The sequence below is a fragment of the Micromonospora sp. NPDC003944 genome (assembly GCF_053605225.1).
This window is the reverse complement of record NZ_JBSGIV010000014.1, coordinates 1-23321: the sequence shown is the minus strand read 5'-3', so window position 1 is coordinate 23321 and position 23321 is coordinate 1. Positions and strand designations below refer to the sequence as shown.

Here is a 23321-nt window from a genome sequence, read left to right as displayed (position 1 = left end):
ACTCCTCAGCGGAAATCTTCGACAAGACGGGTTCGATCCGGGTATCGACGCAGCAGAGCCGCGCCGAGACCTACCGACCCGACGGTCAGCGTGGAAATCATGATCAGCAGCAAGCCGGCGACGCGACGGGTCGGCTTGGACAGTGCCGGCGCCGGTACGATCGGGGGCTTGGTTGCAGCCTCGACGGACATGAGGCTGCGTCTTTCTACGGTTGGGCAATGAGATCGGTGCGAGCTTTGGGGCCGGACCGGATGGCAGAGACGGCGCGCAGCACGACGTTGTCACGCACCACCCGCAGCCGAGCGGCATCGAGCAAGCTCATCCGGCTCACCATCCGCGAGGTTCTGACGAACTCGTTGGCGCGGCCCGTGCGGCGCTGCTCGTACTCGCGAATCGCCGCGACGGGATCGGCCGCCGCTTCGAGGACGCGGGCCAGACAGACCGCGTCCTCGACGGCCTGCCCCGCGCCCTGCGCCAGTTCGGGCGTCATCGGGTGCGCGGCGTCACCGAGCAGACTGGCGCGTTCGAATCCCCAGTGCTGTAGGGGATCCCGGTCGACGACGTCGTTGCGCAGGATGGCATCAGGCTCGGTGGCGGCGATCATCCGCTGGATGTGGGCGGGCCAGCCGCGATACGACTTCAGTACCGCGGCATGGCGTCCGGCTGGCGGCTCGGGCATGCAGGGCGGCGATTTCAGCATCGCGAGCCAGTACAGGCGTTGACCGGTCACGTGGTAGTGCAGGATCCGCGCACCCGGACCCCAATAGATCCGCATCTCGCCGAGGGGAATCTGCGGATCGGTGTAGTCGGTGATGCCGTGCCAGGCCGCCATTCCGGAATACCGGGGCTTGGTCGGGCCGTGCAACTGCCGGCGGACCATCGATGCGATGCCGTCCGCGCCGATCAGCAGATCTCCACGCTCCACGCTGCCGTCGGCGAGGCGGGCCACCACACGCTTGGTGTTCTGCTCGAAGCCGATCAGCTCCGAGTTCAGCCTCAGCACATGCGGCCCGAGGGTCTGCAGCAGCAGGCGGTGTAGATCAGGTTGGCTCATGCCCACCGACGGCGCGCCGAGCTCATCACTGAGCGCTGCCAGGTCGAACGAACCCAGCCGACGGCCCCGCCAGTCGAGGTTGCGATGCGCGGTGACCTCTGTGCCGATCTCAGCCACCTGATCGGCGAGGTCGATGTGCTGCAGGGCGCGCATGGCGTTGCCCCACAGGTGGACTCCCACGCCCTTGGCGAGCTCGTCGACACCTGCCCTCTCGATGACGACGACATCGATTCCGATGCGGCGCAGGGCGATAGCGGTGGTCAGCCCGCCGATACCGGCGCCGACGATGACGACCCTGCGAGTACTCATTGCGCCGCATCCAATTCCACGCCGCCGCGCAGGCGGTGCAGTGGTGAGCGGATGATCATCGAGGGAAACAGGTTACTCGCGCGGTCTGCGAGGGCGGGCATGATCAGCTCCTGATCGACTGGGTGGGCCGATGGAATTCACGGAAAGTGTCGGCGACTCGGGCAGAGTCCTCGATGTGCAGGCCGTGCCCGACGCCGTCGAGGCGGATGTGGCGGACGTCGGCGAGCAGCTTGGTCGCCCGCCGGACGTCGTTGTCGGACATGAACCCGCCACAAGCGGGGTCGGCCTGTATCAGCAGGGTCGGGCAGCGCACCCGCACCAGCAGCTCGTCCGGGTGGTAGTCGCGGGTCATGCGCCTGTCGTGGTACTGGTTGAGCACTTCGGTATCGAACTGGTGCAACGACGTCGCCAGCGATCGCAAGGCCAGTGGCAGCCCGGCCAGCCAGGCCGTCCTCACCTCATGCGGGATGTCGTCCGGATAGATGCCGGAGTCAGCGATGATCAGCGACCGCACCAGGTCCGCTCGGCGGGCGGCGACGGTCAGCGCGATCCAGCCGCCCAGCGAATGCCCGAACAGGTGCACCGGTGCGCCGACCACTTTGTCGGCGAAGTCGATGATGTCGGAGGCGAAGCCGTCGATGCGGTAGTCGGATGCCCGGCCCGAGACGCCGTGGCCGCGCAAGTCGGGGGCGTACTGGTCGTAGCCGGCCTGCAGTGCGAGCATCAGCGGTCGGTACACCTGCCAACGGGCCGCGGCACCGTGCACCAGTAGCAGCGGCGGGCCGCTACCCGGCAGGATGCCGTAACCCAGTCGTCGGCCACCGATTTCGACCTCGCGGGTAAGCGGTCGCGCCTTACCGGTCAACGCACCGGCCCAAGGACGAGACCGATGTGAGTGCCACCAAGCGAGCTGCTCACAACCAGTGCCGGACCATCCATCTCACCGGCGGTCGCCACCGCCAGCGCCAGCGGGGCGCCGGCACCGATCGGCTCGCCGAACAACCGCTTCGGCGCGAACCTCGACGGTGCGGCAGAACCCTCGAAGAGCCGTGCCAAAGCCAGGTTTTCGGGATCGTCTACATCCGGCAAACCGATCGTGTTGGTCCACACGGCGGCGACGTCTGACGGTCGCAGCCCGGCCCGCTCCAACGCATCCCGCAGCGCTCGCTCGATGCCGTGCCCGTCGCGATCCCAGCGGCCGACCCCCCTACCGTCCGACGCGATTCCGTAGCCGAGCAGTTCGGCTCGCGGACTCGCGCCACGGGCGGCCGCCACACTCGCCCGCTCAAGCAGCACGGCGATACCGGCCTCGGCCAGGCCGAATCCGTCGGTGGTGAGTGGTCCGATCTCGCCGTAGGCGTCGATCACGGTGTCGGTGAGGGTATCCGCGGCGATCGCCAGCATGCCGTCGGCCTCGTCGCGGGACAGAATGTCGAAGGCATAGGCCAACGCGCCCGCACCGGCCGCGTGCCCGGTGGTGACTGTGGTGGTCGGGCCGACCGCGCCGACGTGCATGCTCACCTGCCCGGTCGCGGCGTTGTAGACAGTGTTCGGGAACAGGGCAGGGTTGGCCGCGCGGGGGCCGTTTTCGAACAACGGGCGTCCGAAAGCCTCGATGGTGTCCATCGGGCCGATTCCGGTGCCCAGGACGGTGCCGACACGGGTGCGGTTGCCGTCATCCAGGGTGAGGCCCGCGTCCTGTAGGGCCAGCCGAGAGGCGACCACGCTGAAGATACCGAGCCGGTCCATCCGACGACGCGCCTTGGTCGTCAGGTACTCGCCGACGTCGAGCGGGACACGACCGACTCTTACGCCGGACTCGTCGCTGGTGCATCGGCGGTCGTTCGCGAAGGCTTCGCGCAGCACCTCGGTGCCCACTCCAGCCGAGGAGAGGACGCCGACTCCGGTGATCACGATCCGGTCGGCGGTCGGGGTAGCGGGCGGGGACGCGTCGCGGGTCAGCACCAGGGAGGCGTTGGCACCACCGAAGGCGAAGTTGTTCGACATGGCGACGCCGATGTCGAGAGGGCGGGCGACATTCGGCGTGTAGTCCAGATCGCAGTCCGGATCACCGGCGGTGAAGTTCGCGGTGGGTGGGGCCAGTTGTTCCTCGATCGCTTTCACGGTCACGATCGCCTCGACTGCCCCTGCCGCGCCCAGCAGGTGACCGATCATCGATTTGGTGCTGCTGACCGCTATCGACCGGCTGGCATCGCCGAGACCGACCTTCATCGCCATGGTTTCGGCCGGGTCGTTCTTAGCGGTGCCGGTGCCATGGCTGTTGACGTAGACCACGTCCTCGGCTGCGCGGCCCGCAGACCGTAGCGCGGCCTGGATGGCCCGCGCGGCGCCGGTGCCGTCCGGACGCGGCGCGGTGGCGTGATAGCCGTCGGCCGAAAGCCCGAGCCCGGCCACCTCGGCCAGGATCGGACGGCCCAGTTCGCGGGCCAGGTCGGCGCGCACCAGCACCAGCATGCCGCTGCCCTCACCCAGCGACAGCCCTTGCCGGTCTTTGGAGTACGGCGCCGCGGGCACGGGGGACAGCGACTCCAGCGAGTTGAATCCGGCGACCAGCACATCCGACAGCGCGTCGGTCCCGCCGGCGAGCACGGCGTCGGCGCGGCCGGAGCGAATCAGATCGGCGGCGTAGCCGATGGCGTTCGCGCCCGCCGCGCAGGCGGTGTTCACCGACAGCACAGGACCGCACACGCCGAAAGCGCCGGCCAGCGCCTCCGCGATGGCCTGCGGTGGGGTGAACAGCAGCACGCGCGGATCGACGGGCTCGCCGTGCTCGCGTGCCAAGTACCAGTGCCGGGCGCTGAGCAGTCCGGCGTTGCAGGTGCCGAGCACCACGCCCCAACGCTCGGCCGGGACAGCGTCGTTGCCCAGTCCTACCGACCCCATCGCCTCCTCGGCCGCGATGAGCGCGAAATCCAGTGCGCGGTCGGTGAACTTGGTCGGATAGCCCACGTCGTGCTTTGGGGAGTGGCCGGCCACGACCTCACCGGCCAGACGGGTGCGGTACCCGTCCATCGACATGTGCTCGACCGGACGGATCGCGACCTGGCCCTGGCTGGCGCCGAGCCACAGATCCTCGGCGGTCGGTCCTTGGGAGGTGATGGCGCCGACGCCGACGACGACGACGCGGCCCTGGCTGGGGGTGTTCATCACTGCGGTGTCCTTCCTTGATATGTCCGGAGGACGAGTGCGACATGCTGGCCGGCGAACCCGCGGGTCAGCGCAAGGGCGTAGCCCACTGACTGCTCGCGGGCCACATCGACGACCCAGTTCGGTCCTGCGCACGCGGGGTCCGGGTCGGTCATGTTGAGCAAAGGCGGCACTACGCCGCGCCGAGTGGCCAATGCGGCGACCGCGATGTTGAGCGCGCCCGCGCCAGCGACCAGATACCCGGTCGCGGCCGTGACCGCGGTCGCCGACAGTCGCGGCAACGCGTCGCCGAGGATCGAACGCAGCGCCGCGATTTCGGTAATATCACCTGACGGTGAGGCGGCACCCTCGGTGACGACCAAGCTGAGTGCGTCCGGCTCGATACCGGCTTCGGCAAGCGCCGATTGGATAGCCCCGACCACTCCCGTGGTGCCCTCCGGATCGTAACCGCGCCCAAATCCGGCGATCTCGGCGTATACCGAGGCACCACGGCTGGCGGCGGACTCGGCGTCCTCGAGGACCAGGAATGCCGCGCCCTCTCCCGGCACGAATCCGTCTCGGTTGCGGTCGTAGGGCCGCGTCGCGCCTGCGCCCAGATCGTTTCGGGTGGTGAGCACACCCATCGGGTCCAGTTTCGTCATGCTCCACCAGGAGGTGGGATCGTCGAAGCCGCCTGCGACGGCCACGGTCGCTTCACCGCGCAGCACGGCCCGGTAGGCCCGGCCGATCGCGGTGGCGCCGGCCTCGCCGGTGCCAGCGAAATACGTGTTGGTACCGCGCAATCCGTGCGCCTGCGAGATATAGAACAGCGCCGCCGCCTGCAGGCCCTCGACGTAGAACAGCGGATAGAACCGTGCCGCGCCCTCGGCACCCATCCGCGCCAGATCGGCGGTGCCGTCCGGGTTGCGAGCCAGCAGCACCGCGTCGAGCACCTTGGCCGGTTCGGAGATCTCCTTGTTGCCGCCGAGGAACAACCCTGTGCGATCCGGATCGTCGATAGTCACCCCGGCGTCGGCGAGCGCCAAAGCCGCACCGGCAACGCCGAATTGGTCGTTGCGTGTCATGTTCCGCAGCACCCGCCGATTCACCGCGAACGGCGCCGGATCGAAGTCGGTGACCTCGGCCCCGAGCCGCGACTGTAACGAGCTCGCGTCAAAACCGCGCAGGGCCCCGACCGCACTCTTACCGTCCAGCAACGCATCCCACGTCTGCGCTGTGCCGACACCGAGCCCGGTGACCAGTCCGACGCCGGTCACGACCACCCGCTTCATCGCGCACCGCCGGCATCGCTCTGCGAAAGAACAAGACGAGCAACGGTGGTCACCCGCTTGCCGTCCACCAGCACGCGTGCCGAGCAGGCGCCGAGTTCGATCAGATCGACCCGCAATTCCATGCGGTCGCCCGGCCGCACGAAGTGGCGGTAGCGCACGCTGTGGGCTGCGGTCAACTGCCAGGTGCCGCCGAAGGTCTCGGTCATCAGCAACCCCGCCAGCTCGGCCAGGGACCCGAGGATCAGCACGCCCGGTAGCACCGGAAAACGCGGGAAGTGGCTGTCGAAGATGTCGAGGGTGCTGGGCACATTACGCACCGCCGTCGCGGCACGGCTCGGCTCGAGGGTGACGATCCGGTCCCATCCGACCAGCGTCGGAGCTGGTGCCGTGATGGCGATCATGTGGTGTCCCTCCGCAGGATCAGGCAGGCGTTGGTACCGCCGAACGCGAATGCATTGACCATGACGGCATCGGTTTCCACCGGTTTGGCGACGTTGGCGACATAGTCGAGGTCCAGCGCGGGATCCGGGCGGTCGAGGTTGATGGTCGGCGGCGCGTATCCGGTGCGCAGCACGCCCAACGCCCCCAGCAGGCCCGCGCCGGCGGCTGCCGCGGTGATGTGGCCGATCATGGATTTCACCGAACTGATGGCGACCCGGTCGGCGTACTCGCCGAAGACGTCCTTGATGGCCCTTGTCTCGCAGATGTCGTTGCCGGGTGTCGAAGTGCCGTGCGCGGCGATGTATCCGATGTCGGATGGTTTCAGCCCTGCGTCGTCGAGCGCTTGTGCCATCGCAAGGCTGACGCCGCCGCCGTCCGGTGGTGGATCGGTCATCCGGTAGGCGTTCATCGTGGCCGCGTATCCGACGATCTCGGCGTGTACGTGGGCACCGCGTTGCCGCGCGGATTCCAGATCCTCGAGGACGAACATCACCGCGCCCTCGCCGAGCACGAAGCCCGACCGATCGGCGCTGAACGGCCGCGACGCCCGCTCGGGCTCGTCGGCGTGCTCGGTGGTGAGCGCACCGAGCAGCGAGAAACCGAGCACATCCAGCCAGGAGATGAGCGAGTCGTATCCCCCAGCCACCATCATCCGGGCCTCGCCCTCCTGGATCAGCCGGTACGCCTCGCCGAGGGCGTGACCTGAAGCGGTACAGGCGGTCGAGACCCCGACCATGGGTCCGGCACACCCACCGGCCCGGGCGATGGCGGCGGCCGGGGTGTTCTGATCGCGTTCGAGCACATGCTCGACCGGCTGCCGGTACAGCGGCAGCGACTCCCTTAGTCGGTGAAAGATCTCGGCCATCTCGGCCAGCGACGGCCGTCCGGCGGTGCCGCCGACGCTCACGCCCCGCTCGCCCGGCCGGTAATCGCCTCCGCCCGACAGTCCTGCATCGGCGAGGGCTTCCAGGGCGGCGGCGACTCCGAAGGCGCCCGGGCGCGACAGGTTGCGCCGCAGCCCGGCATCCGGGATAGCGACCTCCGCATCGAAGTCCTTCACCATGCCGGCGATCCGGACGGCGAAGGTCGACACGTCGAAGGAGGTGATGGGACCGACGCCGGATCGCCCGGCCCGCAGAGCACTCCAGGTGGCGTCGGCGTCGTTGCCGACCGGCGTCACCGCGCCAATACCGGTAATGGCTACGCGTCTCATGCCCGCACCAGCCCTTCGAGCAGACGGCCGCTGTGCGCGTCGTCCTGCAGATCGCCCGCGTCGATGAGCGCGCACATGATGTCGGTAGCGCGCATCAGCACCCTGCCGTCGACCTGCGCCGTGCCCGAGATCACCGCCATCTCGTCCGACATGGACTCCACGGCGCCCTCGAGAACCACCACGTCGCCCGGCCGGGCGACGCCGGTGAACTCGACGCCGCCGATCTGCAGCAGCGCGGCTCGTTTGCGACGCTCGGTGGACAGCATGATCAGCCACGTGCCGGCCTGGCACAGCGCCTCGAGTACGAGCGCGGATTCAAGGACCGGTCCGTCCGCGGACTCGCAAAGGCCCGACTCCGCGGCCGAGACGAGTTTGCGGCCGCGAACACGGCTGCGAGGCTCGTACTCGTCGATTCGGTCGATCAGGTGGAATCGCACGGCACTCAGGCGGTTACGGCCGCGCGGGACTCGACCAGCGTGACCAAGCCGAGCTCGTCGGGCAGGGCCGCCGCGTCCACGGCGACGGCGGTGCGGACCTGGGGGAACAGGGTGTCGTTCATTACGACGTTCCTTCTCTCCAATTGGGCGATCAAAATCGGTGGCGGGCCTTACCACTCGGGACGGCCGAGGCCGAGCTGAGCGCTGGCCCCGCCGTCCACGGCGATCGTGGCGCCGGTGGTGTAGGCCGAGTCGGGGCTGGCCAGGTGGACGACCATGGCGGCGATGTGCTCGAGCCGGGCGAAGTCGCGCATCGGGATCTGCTTCTTGAGGCCCTTGCCGCCCTTGTCGACCAGTTCCGCCACGAGATCGGTCGGGGTAAAGCCGGGCAACACCGCGTTGACGCGGATGCCGAAGCGGGCCAATTCGACTGCGGCGCATCGGGTGAACGCGTTGACCGCACCCTTGGACGCGGAGTAGTTGGCCTGCCCGGTCCAGCCGCGCTCGCCCATCACCGAGGAGATATTGACGATCGCGCCCTCCCGCTGAACCATGAAGTGGTCCAGCACCGCCTTGGTGCCGTTGAAGACGCCGCCAAAGTTGACGTCCATCACCGATCGCCAGTCGTCGGCCGTCATGCTGTAAATGAGCTTGTCGTGGGCTATGCCGGCGTTGTTCACCAATATGTGCAGACCGCCCAGTTCCGAAACCGCCTGTGTGGCCATCGCTTTGGCTGCGTTCGGGTCCGCGACGTCGCCGCCGATGGCGATCGCTCGCCGTCCGCTCGACTCGATCTCGGCGACGAGCTCCTTGGCCGCGGCTTCACTCGAGCGATAATTCACGGCCACGTCGGCCCCCTCGGCGGCCAGAGCGAGCGAAATCGCGCGGCCGATACCGCGGGCACCGCCGGTGACGAGCGCTACCTTGCCGCCCAGGTTCATCGGGTGCGCACCATGCGGTCACGGGTACGGATGCCGAAGGCGAGCAGGTTCCCGATCGGCCGCGGCAGTTCGGATTTCGGGACCATGCCCAATTCGCGGCCCACACCGAGCTGGTCGGCCTCCTGCCAACCTTCGATGATCTTGCCGTCCTTCATCCGCACCATGCTCATCGCGTGCAGGGTCACGACGCGGTTCGTGGCAGGCAGGCCGTTGAAGAATCCCGCGTGGGTTCCGGTGGCGCTCCACAGGACCGCCACCATGTCGTCCTCGGCCACGATGTGCTGCAGGTCCATCACGAAGTCGGGTATGCCGGTACGGATGTCATTCATCGCCGCACGCAGGCCCTCGCGGCCCTTCGGGTACTTGCCGTCGCGGACCATGTCGTGGAAGACCACGTTCTCGTCGACGACATCTTCGGCCACGCTCCAGTCGCCCTCGTTCCATGCCCTCTGGAGGTAGTGCTTAATGATCGCCTTGTTCTTTTCCGCTTCACCTGACGGCATGCGACAACTCCATATCGAGTTCGGAATGACTGCGGGCGTCCAGTGCGAGCAACGTGGGGGTAATTCGGGCACCGATCGTGCGCAGGATCAGGTGGTTCATGTGCGGGCCGAGCGGTCCGCGCCACCCGGTGGCCTCGCCGATGCGCCGCGAGGCGAGCGCCAGCGGCACAGTCACCGCTCGGCGGGCCCGCTCGTAGTCGCGCAGCGCGGCGATGGGGGCGCCGCGCCGGGACAGATGGTGGGCCAGCGTGACCCCGTCGGTGAGCGAGGTGCCGGCGCCCTGGCCCAGATCGAAGGTCATGGCGTGGGCGGCGTCGCCGAGCAGCGTGATCCGGCCGCGGCCCCACCGCCTCAAGGGTGGGCGGTCGACGGTGTCACGGCGGTGCACGGACTCGGGCGCAGTCGCTGCAAGCAGGTCGCCGACGATCGGATGCCAGCCACGGTAGGCCGTTTCGAGCGCGTGAAGCTCTCCGAGGTGGTCGCCGTCCGAGCCCGCGGGAGCGTTGCGGGTGCACCACCAGTTGACCCGTCCGTCACCGAGATGAAAGAACGCGAACCTGGCTGCGTTGCCGTGCATAATCCGGAAAACGTGTTGGGGCGCGCCGCAATCGGTCTCGGCGATCCCGGACCAGTGCGCGTAGCCAGGATGCCGGGCCGGGCTCAGGCCGTGCAGGTGCGCGCGCACCCTCGAATGCAGCCCGTCGGCGCCGATCAGCACCGGGCCGGTTTCGACCCGGCCGTCGGTGAAGATCGCGTCGACACCGGCAGCGGTCTCACGGAACTCCCGAAGCGTCGAGTTCAACTGCAAGGCTTCGGATCCGAGCTCCGCATGCAGGATGTCGACCACGTCGGCCCGGCGGATCGCCAGCGGGCGAAGGCCCGGCTCGACGGAGCGCGAGTCCATGTCGACGCGGTACAGCAGGCGCCCGAGTTCGTCGCACATCTCGAACCGGTCCACCTGGTGGCCCGCCGCGCGCACCTTATCGGCCACGCCGAGTCGCCGCAGTGAGCGCATGCCCGCGTACCAAAGCACATAGCAGCCGCCGTAGCGGGTGCCGCGTTGAGTGCGTGCCTCGTAGACGACGGCGTCGAGGCCGGCCTGCCGCAGCGCGAGCCCGGCTGCGGCGCCGCCGATACCGCCACCGATAATGAGAATGGGTCTTTTGGACGTGAGCATGTGCCCCCCGGAAGAATTCACCGGGCCATCGGAATCGCATGGCACGGCAGAAATGTTGGCGCCTGCTGCGCCGTTCACTTTGCCCGCAGTGAGTATCGCAGCGGGTTCAGGTTTCTGCACTTGTTGGTCGAGTTCAATGCGACCCCACGAAGACGACGCAGCTCGGCAAGAAAGGACGCCAGTTGACTGGATAGGCCCTGGGTTGGCGCGGCGTCCGATGTGGAGGTTCGTCAGTTGACGGATCGTGCTTGCCTCGTCGTCGCCGATGCCGTCGTTAGAGGAGTTGGTGGCGCCTGGACCCGGCGTCGTCGGGATCGGGTGCATCTCAGGAGCACCTGCATCGATCGGCCCTCATGCTCGGGCGCGACAGTCGCCGTCTAGCGGACAGGCGAGCCACAACGCAGGCACCAGGCCTTGCTCGTGTGGCTGCGCACCGCCGAAACGACCACCTATGCTTCGTCATTCGCGCTGCGGTGTCCCTCGACGACGGTTGCCGCTGTGCAGGGCATGTGCCTGCCGAAGCTGAGGACCGAGCTCTCTGCCTACCCACGTCAGCTGTTCATCCAGGCCGTTGCCAGTTGGTGTTGGCCTGGCGTAAGTCACGGCTCTCTCGTCGTCGGCGCCCGATCTCGTCGTACTCCTCTGGGGTTCGCGGGATGCCAGAATCCGCTGCCGCCGGGTCGCCGGTTGCGGGTTCCATCTTGGAGCCGATCGCTCCGGCGGTGGCGCGCGCCGAGGGAAAGCTGTCCAGACTGATCGCACGATCGGGTCCGCCTTCGGATTCCGGCCGGGCTATCGCTCGGAGCCGGGACTCACCGCCTCAGGCCCGGCATGAGCAGCGCGACCACCCCTGCCGCAGCGGCGGTCGCGATCGCCGCCGCCAGCGAACCGGCGTGCAGCGCCGACATGAACGCGTCCCGGGTCGTCTGTAGCGCCTGTTCCGCCACCTGGGGAGGCAGTTGCTGAACCACTCCCACCGCCGCCACCAACGATTCCGATGCCGGTTCCGATGGCAACCCAAGTGTGGCGAACCCACTGGTAATCCGGTCACCGAAGACCTGGTTCATCACCGAGCCGATCACCGCGATGCCCAGCGCCGCGCCGATCTGGCGGGTGGTGTCGTTGACCGCGGACCCGGCGCCGAGGCGGTTCGCCGACAGCACGCTCATGATCGTGTCCGTGGCGGGAGCAGTCCCCCAGGCGAGCCCAGCGGCCATCAGCACCATCGAACCGACCACCGGCCCCCAGTAGTTGGACTCGGCGGTGAGCTGCATGGCCACCACGAAACCCGCGCTCAGTGACAGCATGCCGAGCGAGATCACGAGCCGAGGTCCGATCCGGACGGTCAGCGCCATACTCAATGGCGCCATTACGCCCATGACCGCCGCGAACGGCAGGATAGCCAGCCCGGCCTTCAAGGTGTCGTAGCCGCGGATCACCTGGAAATACTGGGTGATCAGGAAGACGAAACCGAGCAGCCCGAGGAAGGCCATCATGATCGCAACGCACGCCGCCGTCACCCGCCGGTCGCGGAACATACTCACATCGAGCAGCGGCTCGACAGTGCGCGATTCCCACCAGGCAAACAGCGCGAGAAGCACGGCAGCACCGGCGAATCCGCCCAACGTCACCGCCGACAGCCAGCCGTCGCTCGGGCCTTCGATCACCGTACGCACCAGCAGCCCGACACCGACCATTGACAGCAAAGCGCCGAGTACGTCGAACCGACCAGGCGACTCGGCACGCGACCTCGGCAGCAGCAGGAGCCCACCGACCAGCGCCACCGCGATCAGCGGCAGGTTCACCAGGAACACCGAATGCCATGAGAAGTGCCGAAGCAGCAGACCACCCGCGACCGGACCGACGGCGGCCCCCAGGCCGGAGACCGCCGACCAGATGCCAATGGCGACGGCTCGCTCCTTGCGATCGGTAAAGATCGCCGACAGCAGCGCCAGCGTTGCCGGATAGACGAATGCGGCCGCCACGCCCATCGCTGCCTGGGCGGCGATCAACTGACCGGTGCTGGTGGCGTTCGCCGCCGCCAGGGAGGCGGCCGCGAAGAGCACCAGGCCGACATGCAGCGTGCGCTTGCGGCCGAATCGGTCGCCGAGACCGCCGCCGGTGAGCAGCATGACCGCGAACACCAGGGTGTAGGCGTTGACGATCCACTGCATCGCGGTGGTGGAAGCACCCAGGTCCCGCCCCAGCGTTGGCAGGGCGACGTTGACCACGGTGCTGTTGACCACCGCCAGCAACACGCTCACACACACGACCGCCAGCGCCAGCCAGCGGCGCGCGCCGGTGTGTGTGGCCGGGTCAGGAGTACCCATAGTCTGCCCAGAGGTATCAGCCCGCTCGAAAGTGGGTGTGGACACGGCACGCCTCCTGTGGAACAGACTGCGGTATCTGTATAACGTCGTTCTACAGCATCGTCATCGGGCCGTCAACCAGGTCCAAGCGGCTAAGGTGACAGTCCGGCAGCGCGAACCGAGGAGACCGAAACAGATGGCTGGTCGCACCCGCACGCCGAGCAAGGACGTCGAGCGTGCCCTCATCGACGCCGCCGAGGCGGTCCTGATCCGTGACGGCCTGGCCGGGGTCACTGTGCGGGCGGTCGCCGCCGAGGCAGGGGTGGCGCTGATGGGCGTCTACAACCGATTCGGCGGCAAGGACGGCCTGGAGTCGGAACTGCTGGTCCGTGGCTTCGAACGGCTGCGGGCCGAGGTCGCCGCACCGGCCGACGCCGACCCGATCGTCCGGTTGCGAGCGGCCTCCGCAGGCTACCGCGCGTTCGCTACCAAGCACCCGCAGCACTACCTGATCATGTTCCATGCCTCGGCTGGCAGGCACTTCACCAATAAGGCGGTGCAGGAGAGCGCCAGCCGGGCGTTCGGGGAACTGGTCTCGCACATCCGTTACGCCATGGCCCGCGGCGCGATCAGCGAGAGCGATAGCGTCGAGCTCGCCCGGCAGGTCTGGGCGGCGCTACATGGCGCGGTCTCGCTGGAACTCAACGGCGCCCTGCGCTCCCCCGACCTGGGGAGCAGCTACACCAGGCTGGTGGACCTGATCCTCCGCGGAATGCAGGCACACCGCTAGTGATCCGTCTCAGTTTTGATCAGCCATATGTTCGAGGGCGGCTCGTCCACGTCGGACTTTGCTCACGATCGATTCGGCGGTCGCCGTCCAGACGAAGCGTTTCGGGTCGTCGGTGTGGACGCGCAGGTACTCCTCGATCGCCTTGACGAGGTCGTCGACGCTGTGGAACACGCCCCGGCGGATCATCTTGTCGGCCAGAGCGGCGAACCAACGCTCGACCATGCTCAGCCAGGAGGAACTGGTCGGGGTGAAGTAGAGATGGAAACGCCGGTGTTCGGCCAGCCACGCCTCCACGTTCGGGCGAGTGTGGGTGCCGTAGTTGTCGACGATCAAGTGGACCCGCAGCTTGCGGGGCACTGACGTGTCGATGGCGGGCGAGACACTTGCCGATGACCTTGCCTGTCAACACGTCCAGGGCTGCGAACAGGGTCGTGGTGCCGATAGGCGGCGATCCAGCGAAACCCGGCGCAGCCGCATGATGTCCGGGCCCGGTGATCCGAAGGACCGCCGCATCGGCTCGACGACCAACGTCGCTGTCTGAGCCCATCGGCGCGATCGCTCCTACAGCTACTGGCGAGCCCCCGTCAGTAGCTCGTTGACGAACGACGGACCGCCGAAGTCCGGTATCGCCGTGGGGTGTTCGAGGTCGGCAGCCACCATGGCGGCCGTGGCTCGACCCGAGGTGAGGGTCCGCAGCGAGGAGGTGCCCTCCTCGGCCCATTGGCCGGACAGATACAGGCCCGGCAGCGAGGTGCGGTGCGGCAGCCGTTTGCTGGCGGTCTGCGCGGGGGTGTTCTCCCAGCCGTAGGCGGTTCCGCCAGCGCTGCGGCCGTAGCGGAAGAGCGTGTCGGGGGTGGCCATGTCGACGATCTCGAAGGCGTCGCGCCAGCCGGGCACACCCGCCTCGACCGTAGACAGCAGGGCGTCGGCATGCGCGTCCCGGATCGCGCGCCAGCTACCGTCGGCGCCGGCTCGGACCAGGCTGGTGACCACACCCAGGTGCCCACCTCCTGGTGCCAGTTCTGGGTCGGCCAGGGTCGGCACGGTCACCCAAATGCCACCGGGCCGGGCCGCCTGCACGTCAGCCCAGATGGCGTCATGGTCCCATGATCCGAACACGAAGTTCTCGTGCGCCAGGCCCAGTTCCGCCGGATCGGCGTGCAGCACGCCGTAGAGCACGAAAGCCGAGGGCGCCAGGCGGTACCGGTCAACTCGGCGCCGCAGCGCGGCCGGTAGGAGGTCCCAGCCGACCAATTCGCCGAACGTCTGCCGCGCGTCGGCGTTCGAGACCACCGCGCGAGCGTGCAGCACGGTCCCGCCCGCCGTCTCGACGCCCACGGCGCGACCGTCCTCGACCAGGATTCGCCGAACCTCGTCGTTCAGCAGCAGCTCGCCGCCGTTGTCGCGTACCGCGGCGGCCAGGGCGTCGACCAGGGTCCCGAAACCTCCGCGCGGGTAAAAGGTTCCGTGATGCAGGGTCTCCAGCATCTGGTTGAACAGTGGGAACGACATCCGCGACGGCGGCGAGCCGATGTAGGGCCAGATGCTGCCTATCGCCGCCGCACACTGCGGGTCGTCCAGAAACTCGTCCAGCACCTCGGTCAAGGTCGACAGCCGATAGCGGAAGACCAGGGGTGCCGCCGCCATTGCGGCATCGAGTCCACCTGGGCCGACATGCTGCGGCAGCGCAGCGAACTGGGTGAACATCTCGCGACGCAGTTCGAACAGCCGCGCCAATCCGTCGGCTTGTCGCGGGAACAGCCGCTGATGCAGCTCGAGGAACGCCAGCCGGCCAGGCGGCGCATCGACAGTCAGGCTCGGGAACCGCGCCTGATACGTCTGAGGCAACTCGCGGAACTCGACGCGGTCAGCGACATTCAGGTGGTCCAGCACCCCTGGAATGAACCCGGCGGGACCTGCATCCAGGGTGAAGTGAATGGCCGGGTCGAACAAGTAGGGACCTCGGCGGAAGGGCTGTGCATAACCACCGGGTGCCGCGTTGCGCTCGACCACCGCGACCCGCAGACCGGCGCGCGCCAGCAGCGCCCCGGCCGACAGCCCGCCCAGCCCGCTGCCGATGACGACAACATCGAACATCAGACGGACTCGTTGCTCTGCGTAGCGGGAGAGGGGGTGGGGGCGGTCCAGTCGCACACGATCCCCCCGTATATCCATTTCGTCGCTTCGACGCCGATGATGGCGACGCGCTGCCCAGGCTGGATCTTGCCGTTGCGCCACGCGTTGTCGAGGAACAGCGGCACCGCCGCGCAGCCGCAGGCGCCGGTCATCGCCAGATTGTCGAAGATGCGGCCCTCCAGGGCCTCCCAGTCCGCGGTCTTCACACCGGCGTCGCGCATCGAATCGAGCATCCAGCCGGCATTGCCCTCGGGGATCAGGCACCAGTCGGCGTCGGCCGCGGCCAGTTGGCCGGCCTCGAGCGTGTGCGACAGCGCCTCGGACACCATCACCGGCGTGAAGTCCCCGGCGCCGACCACATCGACCCTGAGGTCCACCAGCTTCTTCGACCGCTGCTGCTGCAGCAGCGGCGCGTGGGTGCCACCACCGATGGCCCAGATGCCCGGCTTGCGCAGGCCACCGATGGCCTTGGTGGCACCACGGCGCAGTCCGCCGTGCTCTCCCGCGCGCACGACGATCGCCCCTGCCCCGTCGCCGAACATGTAGAGCGGGATTCGGTCGCGCATCCGGATCTTGTCCGGCTCGGTCTCCAGGAATACCGGCGCGATGGCGGGCGAGATGGCCTCCACCCCGATGACCAACGCCGTGGTGGCATTTCCCTGTTCGATCCAGAGCCGCGCAATGTCCAATGCCTGCGCGGCGCCCGCGCCACCGGAGCGGATCTCCAGTGTGGTGCAGGATTCGAGACCGAGCTTCTCCTGCACGAGGTTGACCGACGGCGGCAGCGTGTAGTCCGGGGTCCCGGTCGCCAGGATCATCAGATCCACCTCGGCCGGCTCGACCTCGGCGGCGGCCAACGCCGCCGCCGCGGCCTTGTACGCCATCCCGGAGTTGCTGTCGAGGTGCTCGCCGGTCCGAGGATCGATCATCCAGAAGCGCTGCTCGATGGTCAGCCCGTTCAGCACGTCGTCCGGCAGCGGACCAACGAGCTTTTCAATGGTGGCGTTGTCGATCGGGTCACCGGGCTGGTATCCGCCGGTGCCGATGATCTGGGCGGTGCGCATGGGAGTCCTTTCAGACGGTGCGAGGCAGAAGGCTGGCTTCGAGCAGAGCGGCAATGCGGCGCGCGTCGGAGGCGGAATGGCAGTCCAGGTCGGGGTACGTGCGCCGGCAGATGCCCGTCAGCACCCGGCCGGGCCCGACCTCGGCGAACGTCGTGACGCCGGAGTCGACGAGAGTGGCAAGGCTGTCCGTCCAGCGGACCGGCCCGGCCAACTGCCGGCACAGCGACTCACGCGCCTCGGCGCCGGTGGTGACGAAGCCGCCGGTGGCGTTGGCCACCACCGGAATACGGGGATCGCGGAAGTCGACGGTGGCCAGCTCGGTGGCGAACTTCTCCTCCACCGGTGCCATCAGTGAGCAGTGGAACGGCGCGCCGACCCCGATCTTCTTGATCTTTCCGTCGGGGGGCAGCTCGGCCGTGGCCCGGCGCAGAAATTCCGCGACCGCCTCGGTCCTTCCAGAGACGACGGTCTGCGTCGGCTCGTTGTAGTTGGCCACCTCGACCACCACGCCGGAGGCTGCGGAGGCTTCCGCGCACAACCGCTCGACCACCGACGCGGTCAATCCCAGCGCGACCGCCATCGTGCCTGGGGTGGTCTCGTTGACCGCGGCCATGAGCTCGCCCCGGCGGCGGACCAGTCGCAGCGCGTCGGTCCACTCCAGTACACCAGCCGCGACCAACGCGGTGTACTCCCCCAGGCTGTGTCCGGCGACGGCCACCGGTTCGGGCATTCGCTCGGCGAGCACACGATATGCCGCGTAACTCGCCACGAATATCGCGGGCTGCGTGATCTCGGTACGACGCAGCCGATCCTCGGGCCCGGTCCAGGCTATTTCCGACAGCGGGAAGCCCAGCAGCTCATCTGCGGTTTTGAAGATTTCCGCGACGAGATCGGGACGTTGTAGGTAGAGGTCTCTTCCCATACCGACACGCTGGGAACCTTGACCTGGAAACAAGAAACACCAACGGCGTTGCACATCATCGTTCATCAACCCGACCTAACGCGCGCAGACGAGTATTTCACATAAGGGAACAGCGGTCATCCGACTTATCGCGGGGCGCCAGTAGAACATCGTTACACAACGACTGTCAATGCGGCGGTCGACCGCGGACGAAGTACGAATTGTTCACCTTTCAGTTCGACCGCGTACGCTCCTCTATTCGCCCCGCGAGGCGCAGCCACACCGCGCCCCGCTGCCGCGCCAGTCGTGCGACGGTCTCGAGATGGTAGGGCGGCAGGCAAGCGACAGCCCGCTCACAGCCCTGCTCGTCGAAGGTCATCGTCGCGAGCCAGCGCAGCACCCACCGACCTCCGGCCGTCCGACGCACCGCCGGGTCGCTACGCAACCGCCGCATCATCAACTCTGCGGCCATCGCATCCGCCTCACCGAACTCGGGCTCTGCAACCACAGTGCCGGACAACGTCGCTCGCTGTCGGGCGGGCAGCGGATCCTTACCGCACCGCACCCGAGTGCGCACATCCTTAGCGGTAGTTAAGGAGATCCCGGCCTCGTCGGCGATCTGCCGCAGAGGCGCGTGCGGCCGCGACCGGATCAGTTCGGCCGCTCGCAGCCGACCCTCCACCAACGGGCGGCGGCTGATCGTTCCGTCACGGGCAACTCGGTCGGTCGGCTGCGGAATCTCCGCGGGCGACCGTCGCCGGATCGCCCCAACCGTCTTGTCGGAGAGGCCAGTCACCGAGGCGATCGATCGGTCGGACCACTCGGGATAGTCGTGGAGGATGCGGGTCGCCGCCGCTTTCCGCTCCGCCAGCGACAGTGGCAGACCATGTGTCACATTGAGCCGAACCGCGAGGACGAACGCCTCGCGATCGCAACCGTCGAACAGCACCGCTGTGATGGTCCGCTGACCGCACAGCAGCGCTGCCCGCACCCGATGAGCGCCGTCGATTACACGCATGGTACGGCGCTGCACCAGAATCGGCGGCAGCTCCGCCCCCGACTCGGCCAGCACACGCGCGTACGCCAGGTCCACACCACCGAATCGCAACGCCTCGACCCCGTGAAGATCCGCGATTGGCAGCTCAGCGATCGCAGCATCGGACCGGTCATACCCGTGAACATCCGTTGCATTCCGCTCAAGCAGCGCGGCACCACCAACCGTATACCGGCCTGACATCAGTTCCCCCCGCAATCCGCCCGGACCTCCCGCACGAGGTTCGGATATGTCGTGTCGGCTGTGCTGCAACAGGACTACAAATGTCTGGATCGCCGACCGCAGGACCTACTGCGCCGTGCCAGTAGTCAGCCGAATGATCCGGCAACCTCCAAATCTGACCGGCCCGCCGCAGCACCTCGGTCGCTGCGACGCCCCCTTATCCAGCCGATCGGGAGAGATGCCGTGGGTCGGCTCCCGCCAGTGCGTCTCGACCCTCGACGTGACCACACGCACGCTGACCCAGTAGGTGTCTGACCAGCGAGTCGATCCGTCAGGTGGAATTCATCGCTGTCCAATCCGTCCTCGACGTATGTGCTGTCTCGGACGTCTGGGTGGCCCGCCTGCCCCTATCCATCGCCGTGCACTTCGGAATTGGGCTCGGGGGTGACCGCCGAGTGCCCGGATACGCAGGCACAGGCGGGCGTTTCCACCAAAACGGCGTGGGCGAGGGCGAGACCGGCAGTGTGTGAAATGGAAATCTCTACCTGACCCGCGCCCCGCCTTCGCCAGACCGCCTCCACCTCGCCGTACAGGTGAACCCGCGGCTTACCCCACGGCTCGTTGACGATCTCGACGTCCGTCCACCGCATCCGTGGACCTAGGCCGGTGCCGAGCGACTTCAGAACCGCCTCCTTGGCGGCGAACCGGCCGGCAAGCCGCACGAACCGGTCTCGCCGGCCGGAGCAGGCGGCCAGTTCCCGTTCTGTGAACAGCTCACTACTGGCGGCCGGCTGCTGCTTCAGCAATGTCTGTACGCGGTCCACCTCGACGAGATCGACACCGACCCGTACTCCCATGAAATCAGCCGACGAGCTCGGTGTTCCGGTCGAGCACCAGATCCACGAGATTGTCCGCAGTGAACAACCCCATGACCTCCTCCGCCGGCAGCTTCCCTCGTAGGTCCTCCACCGCGATCTGTGGCATGACCTTCTTCAGGTGGGCAAGCCCGACCTCGGAGACGACCCCCTCTGGCGTACCGAACTCCTCCTCAGGAATGCCACCCTGGATGCGTTCGGCCAAGTCGCCGGCGGTGACCTTGATGCCGAGGCTGCGCTCCAGCCGGAAGAGGATGTCCAGAAGATCGATGGACTCCGCGCCGAGATCACCGAACAGTGTCGCCTCCGGCGTCACCTCCTCGGGCTCGACGCCAAGCGCGTCCACCATTGCCGCTTTGACGGCGCCCACAACAACATCGTGCGTGACAGCCACAATGGGTCCCTTCTCGTTGTCACCGAGCGGCCCTCGAAAGACCTCTCGTCTTTAAAGACCCGACGTGGCCCCGAGTTCGTACACCTCCGGGCAAAAAATTTTTGTCCGGCTCTTGGAACTGCTCGACCCGCCCCACACCGCCACACATCAAAGCGCTGCGGGTTATCCTCGCCAATAACAGACCTAAGCCGGACAAGAGCAGCCGATCACTAACCAGGCCGACAACACGTACAGCCACTTGCCGCAACCGGTCGCCGCTCAAGGGTGCAACTCCGAACAAAGGGAGACACTGACATGGGAAACGCGGCGCGCGTGAGGTCGGCGTCAGCGACACCCCCAGGTCATCAAACGCCGTGGGCTTGCAGTGGCGTCACCGCGGTGAAGATCGGCTTGACATCGCGCTCGCTAATGTCAACCAGAACATTACGGATCGAGTGGAGCCGTGAATAAATTCCACGTTGCTCCATGCCTTGGCGTCATTGGCGCGATCTGCGGATCCTGAGGATTATTCGCGACCGCTTGTGATGCGCTTCGAGGTGTTGTTGCCGCATCCGAAGAGCGGCAGCGACGGTTGGCGTTAGCGACCGCCGCCAGGTTGTCTGGCCCCGCCGACACCACCACACGGGTGGTCACCGTGCGGGGTCGGCCGGCCAGCCGTGGCCGCCCCCACCACGGCGGGGGGTCGCTCGACCGCACCTGCGGCGAGGATCCACAACACCACCGGCAAACCGCCGGCGAACGTCAGTGGACACCGGCACTAGAAGCGGCGTCACCATCGCATGCGTTGGTGACGGTCCTGAGGAGGCCAACATTGCTCGGGTAGGTCGCCGAGAGGAGTTCGCGTATGAGGGGTTCACGGTCATAGTCATCGGCCAGGCGTAAGCCGAGGATCACGTTGGCCATCATGCCGGCGGCGAGGGTCTGACTGGCTTGTTCGGGTGTGAGCTTGCCGCGGTCGACGAGCACTCGGTAGACGCGAAGGAAGCCGGCCCTGGCGAGTGGCCCGATCTCCGGATCGCTGCCGGCGGTGAAGGCGTGCGCGAGGCAGAGTTGCAAGCCCTGCTCCTTGAACAGGCGAAGGTAGGCGATACCGATACGCGGCGCGAGGTCGTCGGGTGCGCCGTCGTCGATCGTCTGCTCGAACACCTCGACCACCCTGTCGAGCGCGTGCTCGATCGCGGCTCGTATGAGCGCGTCCTTGCTGCCGAACAGGGACACCACGTAGGGCTGGCTCACGGCGGCCTCGCGGGCGATGTCTGCCGTGGTGGTTGCGGCAAAGCCCTTACTGCCGAAGATCCGGATCGCCGCAGCGAGCACGGAAGCACGCCGCTGGGACGAAGAGACTCGTTTCTGGACCATGGTTGACATGTTATCAATCAATCAATAATCTTCGCGGCGTGCGCTGCCGATCAGCCACCTCCGCGGGAGCACCGGCCATCACGGCGACCGACTCCTGTCGTGCCTTCCCATGTGCGGTCTCACGTCGCGCATGCTGCGGCACGGCTCGCCGATGTGGCTTGGCGCCCCGGAGGCCGCCACGACGAGAGAGGAGCGGGTATGGATGTGCTGATGTTCGCCACCGTCGCCGTGCTGGGGTTCACGGCGTGCGCCGAGTTCGGTTCATATGCTTTTGTGCATCCGGTGGTCAAGCGTCTGGCGCCGCGTGACCACATCATGGTCGAACAGGGCCTGCTGCGTACCTTCGGCATTGTGATGCCGGTGGCGATGACGGCTTCGCTCGTGCTGGCTATCAGCTACGCGGCCCGCCCTGATGGGGCGGGGTTGCCCGAGGTGTTGCGCTGGGCAGCGGCCGCAGCCTGGGCCACGGGCATCGTCACGACCGTGGTCGTGAACGTGCCGATCAACCTGTCGACGCTGCGCTGGGACAAGGACTCCCCTCCCGAACGCTGGCAGGAGCGCCGAAACCGCTGGGAGTGGTTTCAGGGATACCGTTCGTGGGCCTACCTCGCGGCCTTCCTGCTCGTCGTTCTCTCGATCGCCACGGTCGACTGAGCCTGGGTGGGAAGAGTAGTGATACTCCCCCGCGCTCCGCGGCTCCGTCGTTCTTGAACTGTCCCGTTTAGGTGATGAGACCGCGTGCAGGGCCATTGCCGACCTTGAAGGCGTCCTGCCGGTAGGGCTTCAGCCGTGGCCCGCGCCGCAGCGTGGCCATCCAGTGGTGGGAGACCCGCACACCCTCAATCCGTCCGACGTAGATGGTCATTGCCGCGCCGCCCAATGTGACAACCCCGGTCCCGCTGAGCGGAGTCGTACTCATCAACTTGCGGATCCGCGCGGGCAGCTGCTCGCGAGGAGGGGCGTGCGAGGCATCGGTCAGGGCTGCCAGTCAACGCGGCCACGTCCTTCGACAACTACGCCCTAAGCGGTGACGGCCTGGACGCAATGGTCGGTGGATACGTCACCGATGTGCTCGCGGGACACCCGAACATCCGCCGCACTCGCGGCGCCCCCAACAACCTCGCGGACATTTTCGCCGTTCACGGCAGATTCTTCATCCGAATATTCCGAAAGTACCGCGTCCCTATCTCTCTGTCCACGCACTACAACTTTGTGTTATCGTGTCCATAACGGACGTAAGCCGGACAAGAGCAGGCGATCACGAGCCAGGCCGACAACACACACATCACTCGAAGTCCCATGCACATCATCAGGAACCATGGACAGCTAGGCAATTGCTGGATCGTGGAATGCGGGCGGCCCGGCTAGGTGTATCGCCGGGTTTGACCGGTATGAGAGATCCGCCGGCCGCCATACGGCGGGTCTGGACAAGCGGATGCTTGCGGGGGCAAAGAAAATTAACAAAACTGGTACGATCGGTTCAAGGCGCGGGGGCCACGTCAGGCACGGGGCATGAATTTGTCATCGAGCCCGATCGGAATGCTTACACGGCCTTAGGAGGTAGGGCATGGTTCGGCGAGTGACGCCCGATGACCCACGTCCGGCAGCGGATGAGCAGCTCCTCGCAGACCTCCGACTCGCCCTCGGAGGCGGTGTGCGCGCGGCGGAGATCGACCTCGCCATCAAGGTCCAGCAGGTCGCGCCGCCTTGGCGTGGGGGGGCGGCGGAGCCCGGGTGTGTTCTCCAGTAGCCGCCGAGCTAAT

21 protein-coding genes and 1 pseudogene are annotated in these 23321 nt (G+C 67.3%); 2 read left to right on the top strand and 20 right to left on the bottom strand.

The window, feature by feature from the left end:
- Positions 1–5 precede the first annotated feature (5 nt).
- From ACWER9_RS09525 to ACWER9_RS09470, 12 genes are all read right to left on the bottom strand, one after another.
- Complete coding sequence (locus ACWER9_RS09525) at positions 6–191, bottom strand: hypothetical protein (RefSeq protein ID WP_452301380.1); 186 nt, start codon at positions 189–191, stop codon at positions 6–8.
- A gap of 14 nt (positions 192–205) precedes the next feature.
- Entirely contained in the window at positions 206–1363 is a 1158-nt protein-coding gene (locus ACWER9_RS09520) for an FAD-dependent oxidoreductase (protein WP_452301379.1), read from the bottom strand.
- Positions 1364–1466: 103 nt separating this feature from the next.
- Positions 1467–2228, bottom strand: a complete 762-nt coding sequence (locus tag ACWER9_RS09515) for an alpha/beta fold hydrolase (RefSeq protein WP_452301378.1) — start codon at positions 2226–2228, stop codon at positions 1467–1469.
- Entirely contained in the window at positions 2225–4531 is a 2307-nt protein-coding gene (locus ACWER9_RS09510; protein ID WP_452301377.1) for a beta-ketoacyl synthase N-terminal-like domain-containing protein, read from the bottom strand. Before ACWER9_RS09510 ends, ACWER9_RS09515 begins: the two co-directional genes overlap by 4 nt.
- Positions 4531–5802 carry a beta-ketoacyl-[acyl-carrier-protein] synthase family protein gene (locus tag ACWER9_RS09505; protein ID WP_452301376.1) on the bottom strand — a complete coding sequence of 424 codons (1272 nt, stop codon included), beginning with the start codon at positions 5800–5802 and terminating at the stop codon, positions 4531–4533. The genes ACWER9_RS09510 and ACWER9_RS09505 overlap by 1 nt, the downstream gene beginning before the upstream one ends.
- On the bottom strand, positions 5799–6203 hold the full coding sequence (locus ACWER9_RS09500) for a 3-hydroxyacyl-ACP dehydratase FabZ family protein (RefSeq protein ID WP_452301375.1): 405 nt from the start codon (positions 6201–6203) through the stop codon (positions 5799–5801). The genes ACWER9_RS09505 and ACWER9_RS09500 overlap by 4 nt, the downstream gene beginning before the upstream one ends.
- Entirely contained in the window at positions 6200–7456 is a 1257-nt protein-coding gene (locus ACWER9_RS09495) for a beta-ketoacyl-[acyl-carrier-protein] synthase family protein (protein ID WP_452301374.1), read from the bottom strand. Before ACWER9_RS09495 ends, ACWER9_RS09500 begins: the two co-directional genes overlap by 4 nt.
- The gene (locus ACWER9_RS09490) at positions 7453–7893 is read right to left on the bottom strand and encodes a hypothetical protein (RefSeq protein ID WP_452301373.1); all 441 of its coding nucleotides are present in this window, start codon (positions 7891–7893) and stop codon (positions 7453–7455) included. Before ACWER9_RS09490 ends, ACWER9_RS09495 begins: the two co-directional genes overlap by 4 nt.
- A gap of 170 nt (positions 7894–8063) precedes the next feature.
- Positions 8064–8834 carry a 3-oxoacyl-ACP reductase family protein gene (locus ACWER9_RS09485; protein ID WP_452301372.1) on the bottom strand — a complete coding sequence of 257 codons (771 nt, stop codon included), beginning with the start codon at positions 8832–8834 and terminating at the stop codon, positions 8064–8066.
- The gene (locus ACWER9_RS09480; protein ID WP_452301371.1) at positions 8831–9337 is read right to left on the bottom strand and encodes an ester cyclase; all 507 of its coding nucleotides are present in this window, start codon (positions 9335–9337) and stop codon (positions 8831–8833) included. Before ACWER9_RS09480 ends, ACWER9_RS09485 begins: the two co-directional genes overlap by 4 nt.
- On the bottom strand, positions 9324–10514 hold the full coding sequence (locus tag ACWER9_RS09475; RefSeq protein WP_452301370.1) for an FAD-dependent oxidoreductase: 1191 nt from the start codon (positions 10512–10514) through the stop codon (positions 9324–9326). The genes ACWER9_RS09480 and ACWER9_RS09475 overlap by 14 nt, the downstream gene beginning before the upstream one ends.
- A gap of 812 nt (positions 10515–11326) precedes the next feature.
- Positions 11327–12889 carry a DHA2 family efflux MFS transporter permease subunit gene (locus ACWER9_RS09470; RefSeq protein WP_452301369.1) on the bottom strand — a complete coding sequence of 521 codons (1563 nt, stop codon included), beginning with the start codon at positions 12887–12889 and terminating at the stop codon, positions 11327–11329.
- 130 nt (positions 12890–13019) lie between these two features.
- On the opposite strand from ACWER9_RS09470, the gene ACWER9_RS09465 reads away from it, so the two are divergent.
- Positions 13020–13613 (top strand): TetR/AcrR family transcriptional regulator, encoded by a 594-nt coding sequence (locus ACWER9_RS09465; protein WP_452301368.1) that lies wholly within the window; start codon positions 13020–13022, stop codon positions 13611–13613.
- A gap of 9 nt (positions 13614–13622) precedes the next feature.
- On the opposite strand, the pseudogene ACWER9_RS09460 reads toward ACWER9_RS09465, so the two are convergent.
- The 8 genes and pseudogenes from ACWER9_RS09460 to ACWER9_RS09425 all read right to left on the bottom strand — a co-directional run.
- Positions 13623–14052 (bottom strand): annotated as a pseudogene (locus ACWER9_RS09460) (transposase); the annotation flags it as partial.
- 128 nt (positions 14053–14180) lie between these two features.
- Positions 14181–15710: a phytoene desaturase family protein gene (locus tag ACWER9_RS09455; protein ID WP_452301367.1), complete on the bottom strand. Its 1530-nt coding sequence runs from the start codon at positions 15708–15710 to the stop codon at positions 14181–14183.
- The gene (locus ACWER9_RS09450) at positions 15710–16813 is read right to left on the bottom strand and encodes a 3-oxoacyl-ACP synthase III family protein (protein ID WP_452301366.1); all 1104 of its coding nucleotides are present in this window, start codon (positions 16811–16813) and stop codon (positions 15710–15712) included. Before ACWER9_RS09450 ends, ACWER9_RS09455 begins: the two co-directional genes overlap by 1 nt.
- 10 nt (positions 16814–16823) lie before the next feature.
- Complete coding sequence (gene fabD, locus ACWER9_RS09445; protein ID WP_452301365.1) at positions 16824–17801, bottom strand: ACP S-malonyltransferase; 978 nt, start codon at positions 17799–17801, stop codon at positions 16824–16826.
- A gap of 145 nt (positions 17802–17946) precedes the next feature.
- A complete protein-coding gene (locus ACWER9_RS09440) occupies positions 17947–18951 on the bottom strand; it encodes a ParB/RepB/Spo0J family partition protein (RefSeq protein ID WP_452301364.1) in 1005 nt (334 codons plus the stop codon).
- A 386-nt stretch (positions 18952–19337) separates the two neighbouring features.
- Entirely contained in the window at positions 19338–19787 is a 450-nt protein-coding gene (gene acpS / locus ACWER9_RS09435; RefSeq protein ID WP_452301363.1) for a holo-ACP synthase, read from the bottom strand.
- Between the two features lie 4 nt (positions 19788–19791).
- Entirely contained in the window at positions 19792–20199 is a 408-nt protein-coding gene (locus ACWER9_RS09430) for an acyl carrier protein (RefSeq protein ID WP_387198915.1), read from the bottom strand.
- Positions 20200–20940: 741 nt separating this feature from the next.
- Positions 20941–21558 (bottom strand): TetR/AcrR family transcriptional regulator, encoded by a 618-nt coding sequence (locus tag ACWER9_RS09425; protein ID WP_452301362.1) that lies wholly within the window; start codon positions 21556–21558, stop codon positions 20941–20943.
- A gap of 198 nt (positions 21559–21756) precedes the next feature.
- Between ACWER9_RS09425 and ACWER9_RS09420 the strand changes: the two genes are divergently transcribed.
- Positions 21757–22212 (top strand): anthrone oxygenase family protein, encoded by a 456-nt coding sequence (locus ACWER9_RS09420; protein WP_452301361.1) that lies wholly within the window; start codon positions 21757–21759, stop codon positions 22210–22212.
- Positions 22213–23321 lie beyond the last annotated feature (1109 nt).

Excerpts from the sequence above, each read along its gene's own strand:
- ACWER9_RS09505 (WP_452301376.1), bottom strand. The coding sequence starts at position 5,802 with ATGAAGCGGGTGGTCGTGACCGGCGTCGGACTGGTCACCGGGCTCGGT.
- ACWER9_RS09510 (WP_452301377.1), bottom strand. The coding sequence starts at position 4,531 with ATGAACACCCCCAGCCAGGGCCGCGTCGTCGTCGTCGGCGTCGGCGCC.
- ACWER9_RS09420 (WP_452301361.1), top strand. The coding sequence starts at position 21,757 with ATGGATGTGCTGATGTTCGCCACCGTCGCCGTGCTGGGGTTCACGGCG.
- ACWER9_RS09525 (WP_452301380.1), bottom strand. The coding sequence starts at position 191 with ATGTCCGTCGAGGCTGCAACCAAGCCCCCGATCGTACCGGCGCCGGCA.
- ACWER9_RS09485 (WP_452301372.1), bottom strand. The coding sequence starts at position 8,834 with ATGAACCTGGGCGGCAAGGTAGCGCTCGTCACCGGCGGTGCCCGCGGT.
- ACWER9_RS09455 (WP_452301367.1), bottom strand. The coding sequence starts at position 15,710 with ATGTTCGATGTTGTCGTCATCGGCAGCGGGCTGGGCGGGCTGTCGGCC.
- acpS (WP_452301363.1), bottom strand. The coding sequence starts at position 19,787 with ATGGGAGTACGGGTCGGTGTCGATCTCGTCGAGGTGGACCGCGTACAG.
- ACWER9_RS09450 (WP_452301366.1), bottom strand. The coding sequence starts at position 16,813 with ATGCGCACCGCCCAGATCATCGGCACCGGCGGATACCAGCCCGGTGAC.
- ACWER9_RS09440 (WP_452301364.1), bottom strand. The coding sequence starts at position 18,951 with ATGTCAGGCCGGTATACGGTTGGTGGTGCCGCGCTGCTTGAGCGGAAT.
- ACWER9_RS09520 (WP_452301379.1), bottom strand. The coding sequence starts at position 1,363 with ATGAGTACTCGCAGGGTCGTCATCGTCGGCGCCGGTATCGGCGGGCTG.
- ACWER9_RS09500 (WP_452301375.1), bottom strand. The coding sequence starts at position 6,203 with ATGATCGCCATCACGGCACCAGCTCCGACGCTGGTCGGATGGGACCGG.
- ACWER9_RS09475 (WP_452301370.1), bottom strand. The coding sequence starts at position 10,514 with ATGCTCACGTCCAAAAGACCCATTCTCATTATCGGTGGCGGTATCGGC.
- ACWER9_RS09465 (WP_452301368.1), top strand. The coding sequence starts at position 13,020 with ATGGCTGGTCGCACCCGCACGCCGAGCAAGGACGTCGAGCGTGCCCTC.
- ACWER9_RS09495 (WP_452301374.1), bottom strand. The coding sequence starts at position 7,456 with ATGAGACGCGTAGCCATTACCGGTATTGGCGCGGTGACGCCGGTCGGC.
- ACWER9_RS09480 (WP_452301371.1), bottom strand. The coding sequence starts at position 9,337 with ATGCCGTCAGGTGAAGCGGAAAAGAACAAGGCGATCATTAAGCACTAC.
- fabD (WP_452301365.1), bottom strand. The coding sequence starts at position 17,801 with ATGAACGATGATGTGCAACGCCGTTGGTGTTTCTTGTTTCCAGGTCAA.
- ACWER9_RS09425 (WP_452301362.1), bottom strand. The coding sequence starts at position 21,558 with ATGGTCCAGAAACGAGTCTCTTCGTCCCAGCGGCGTGCTTCCGTGCTC.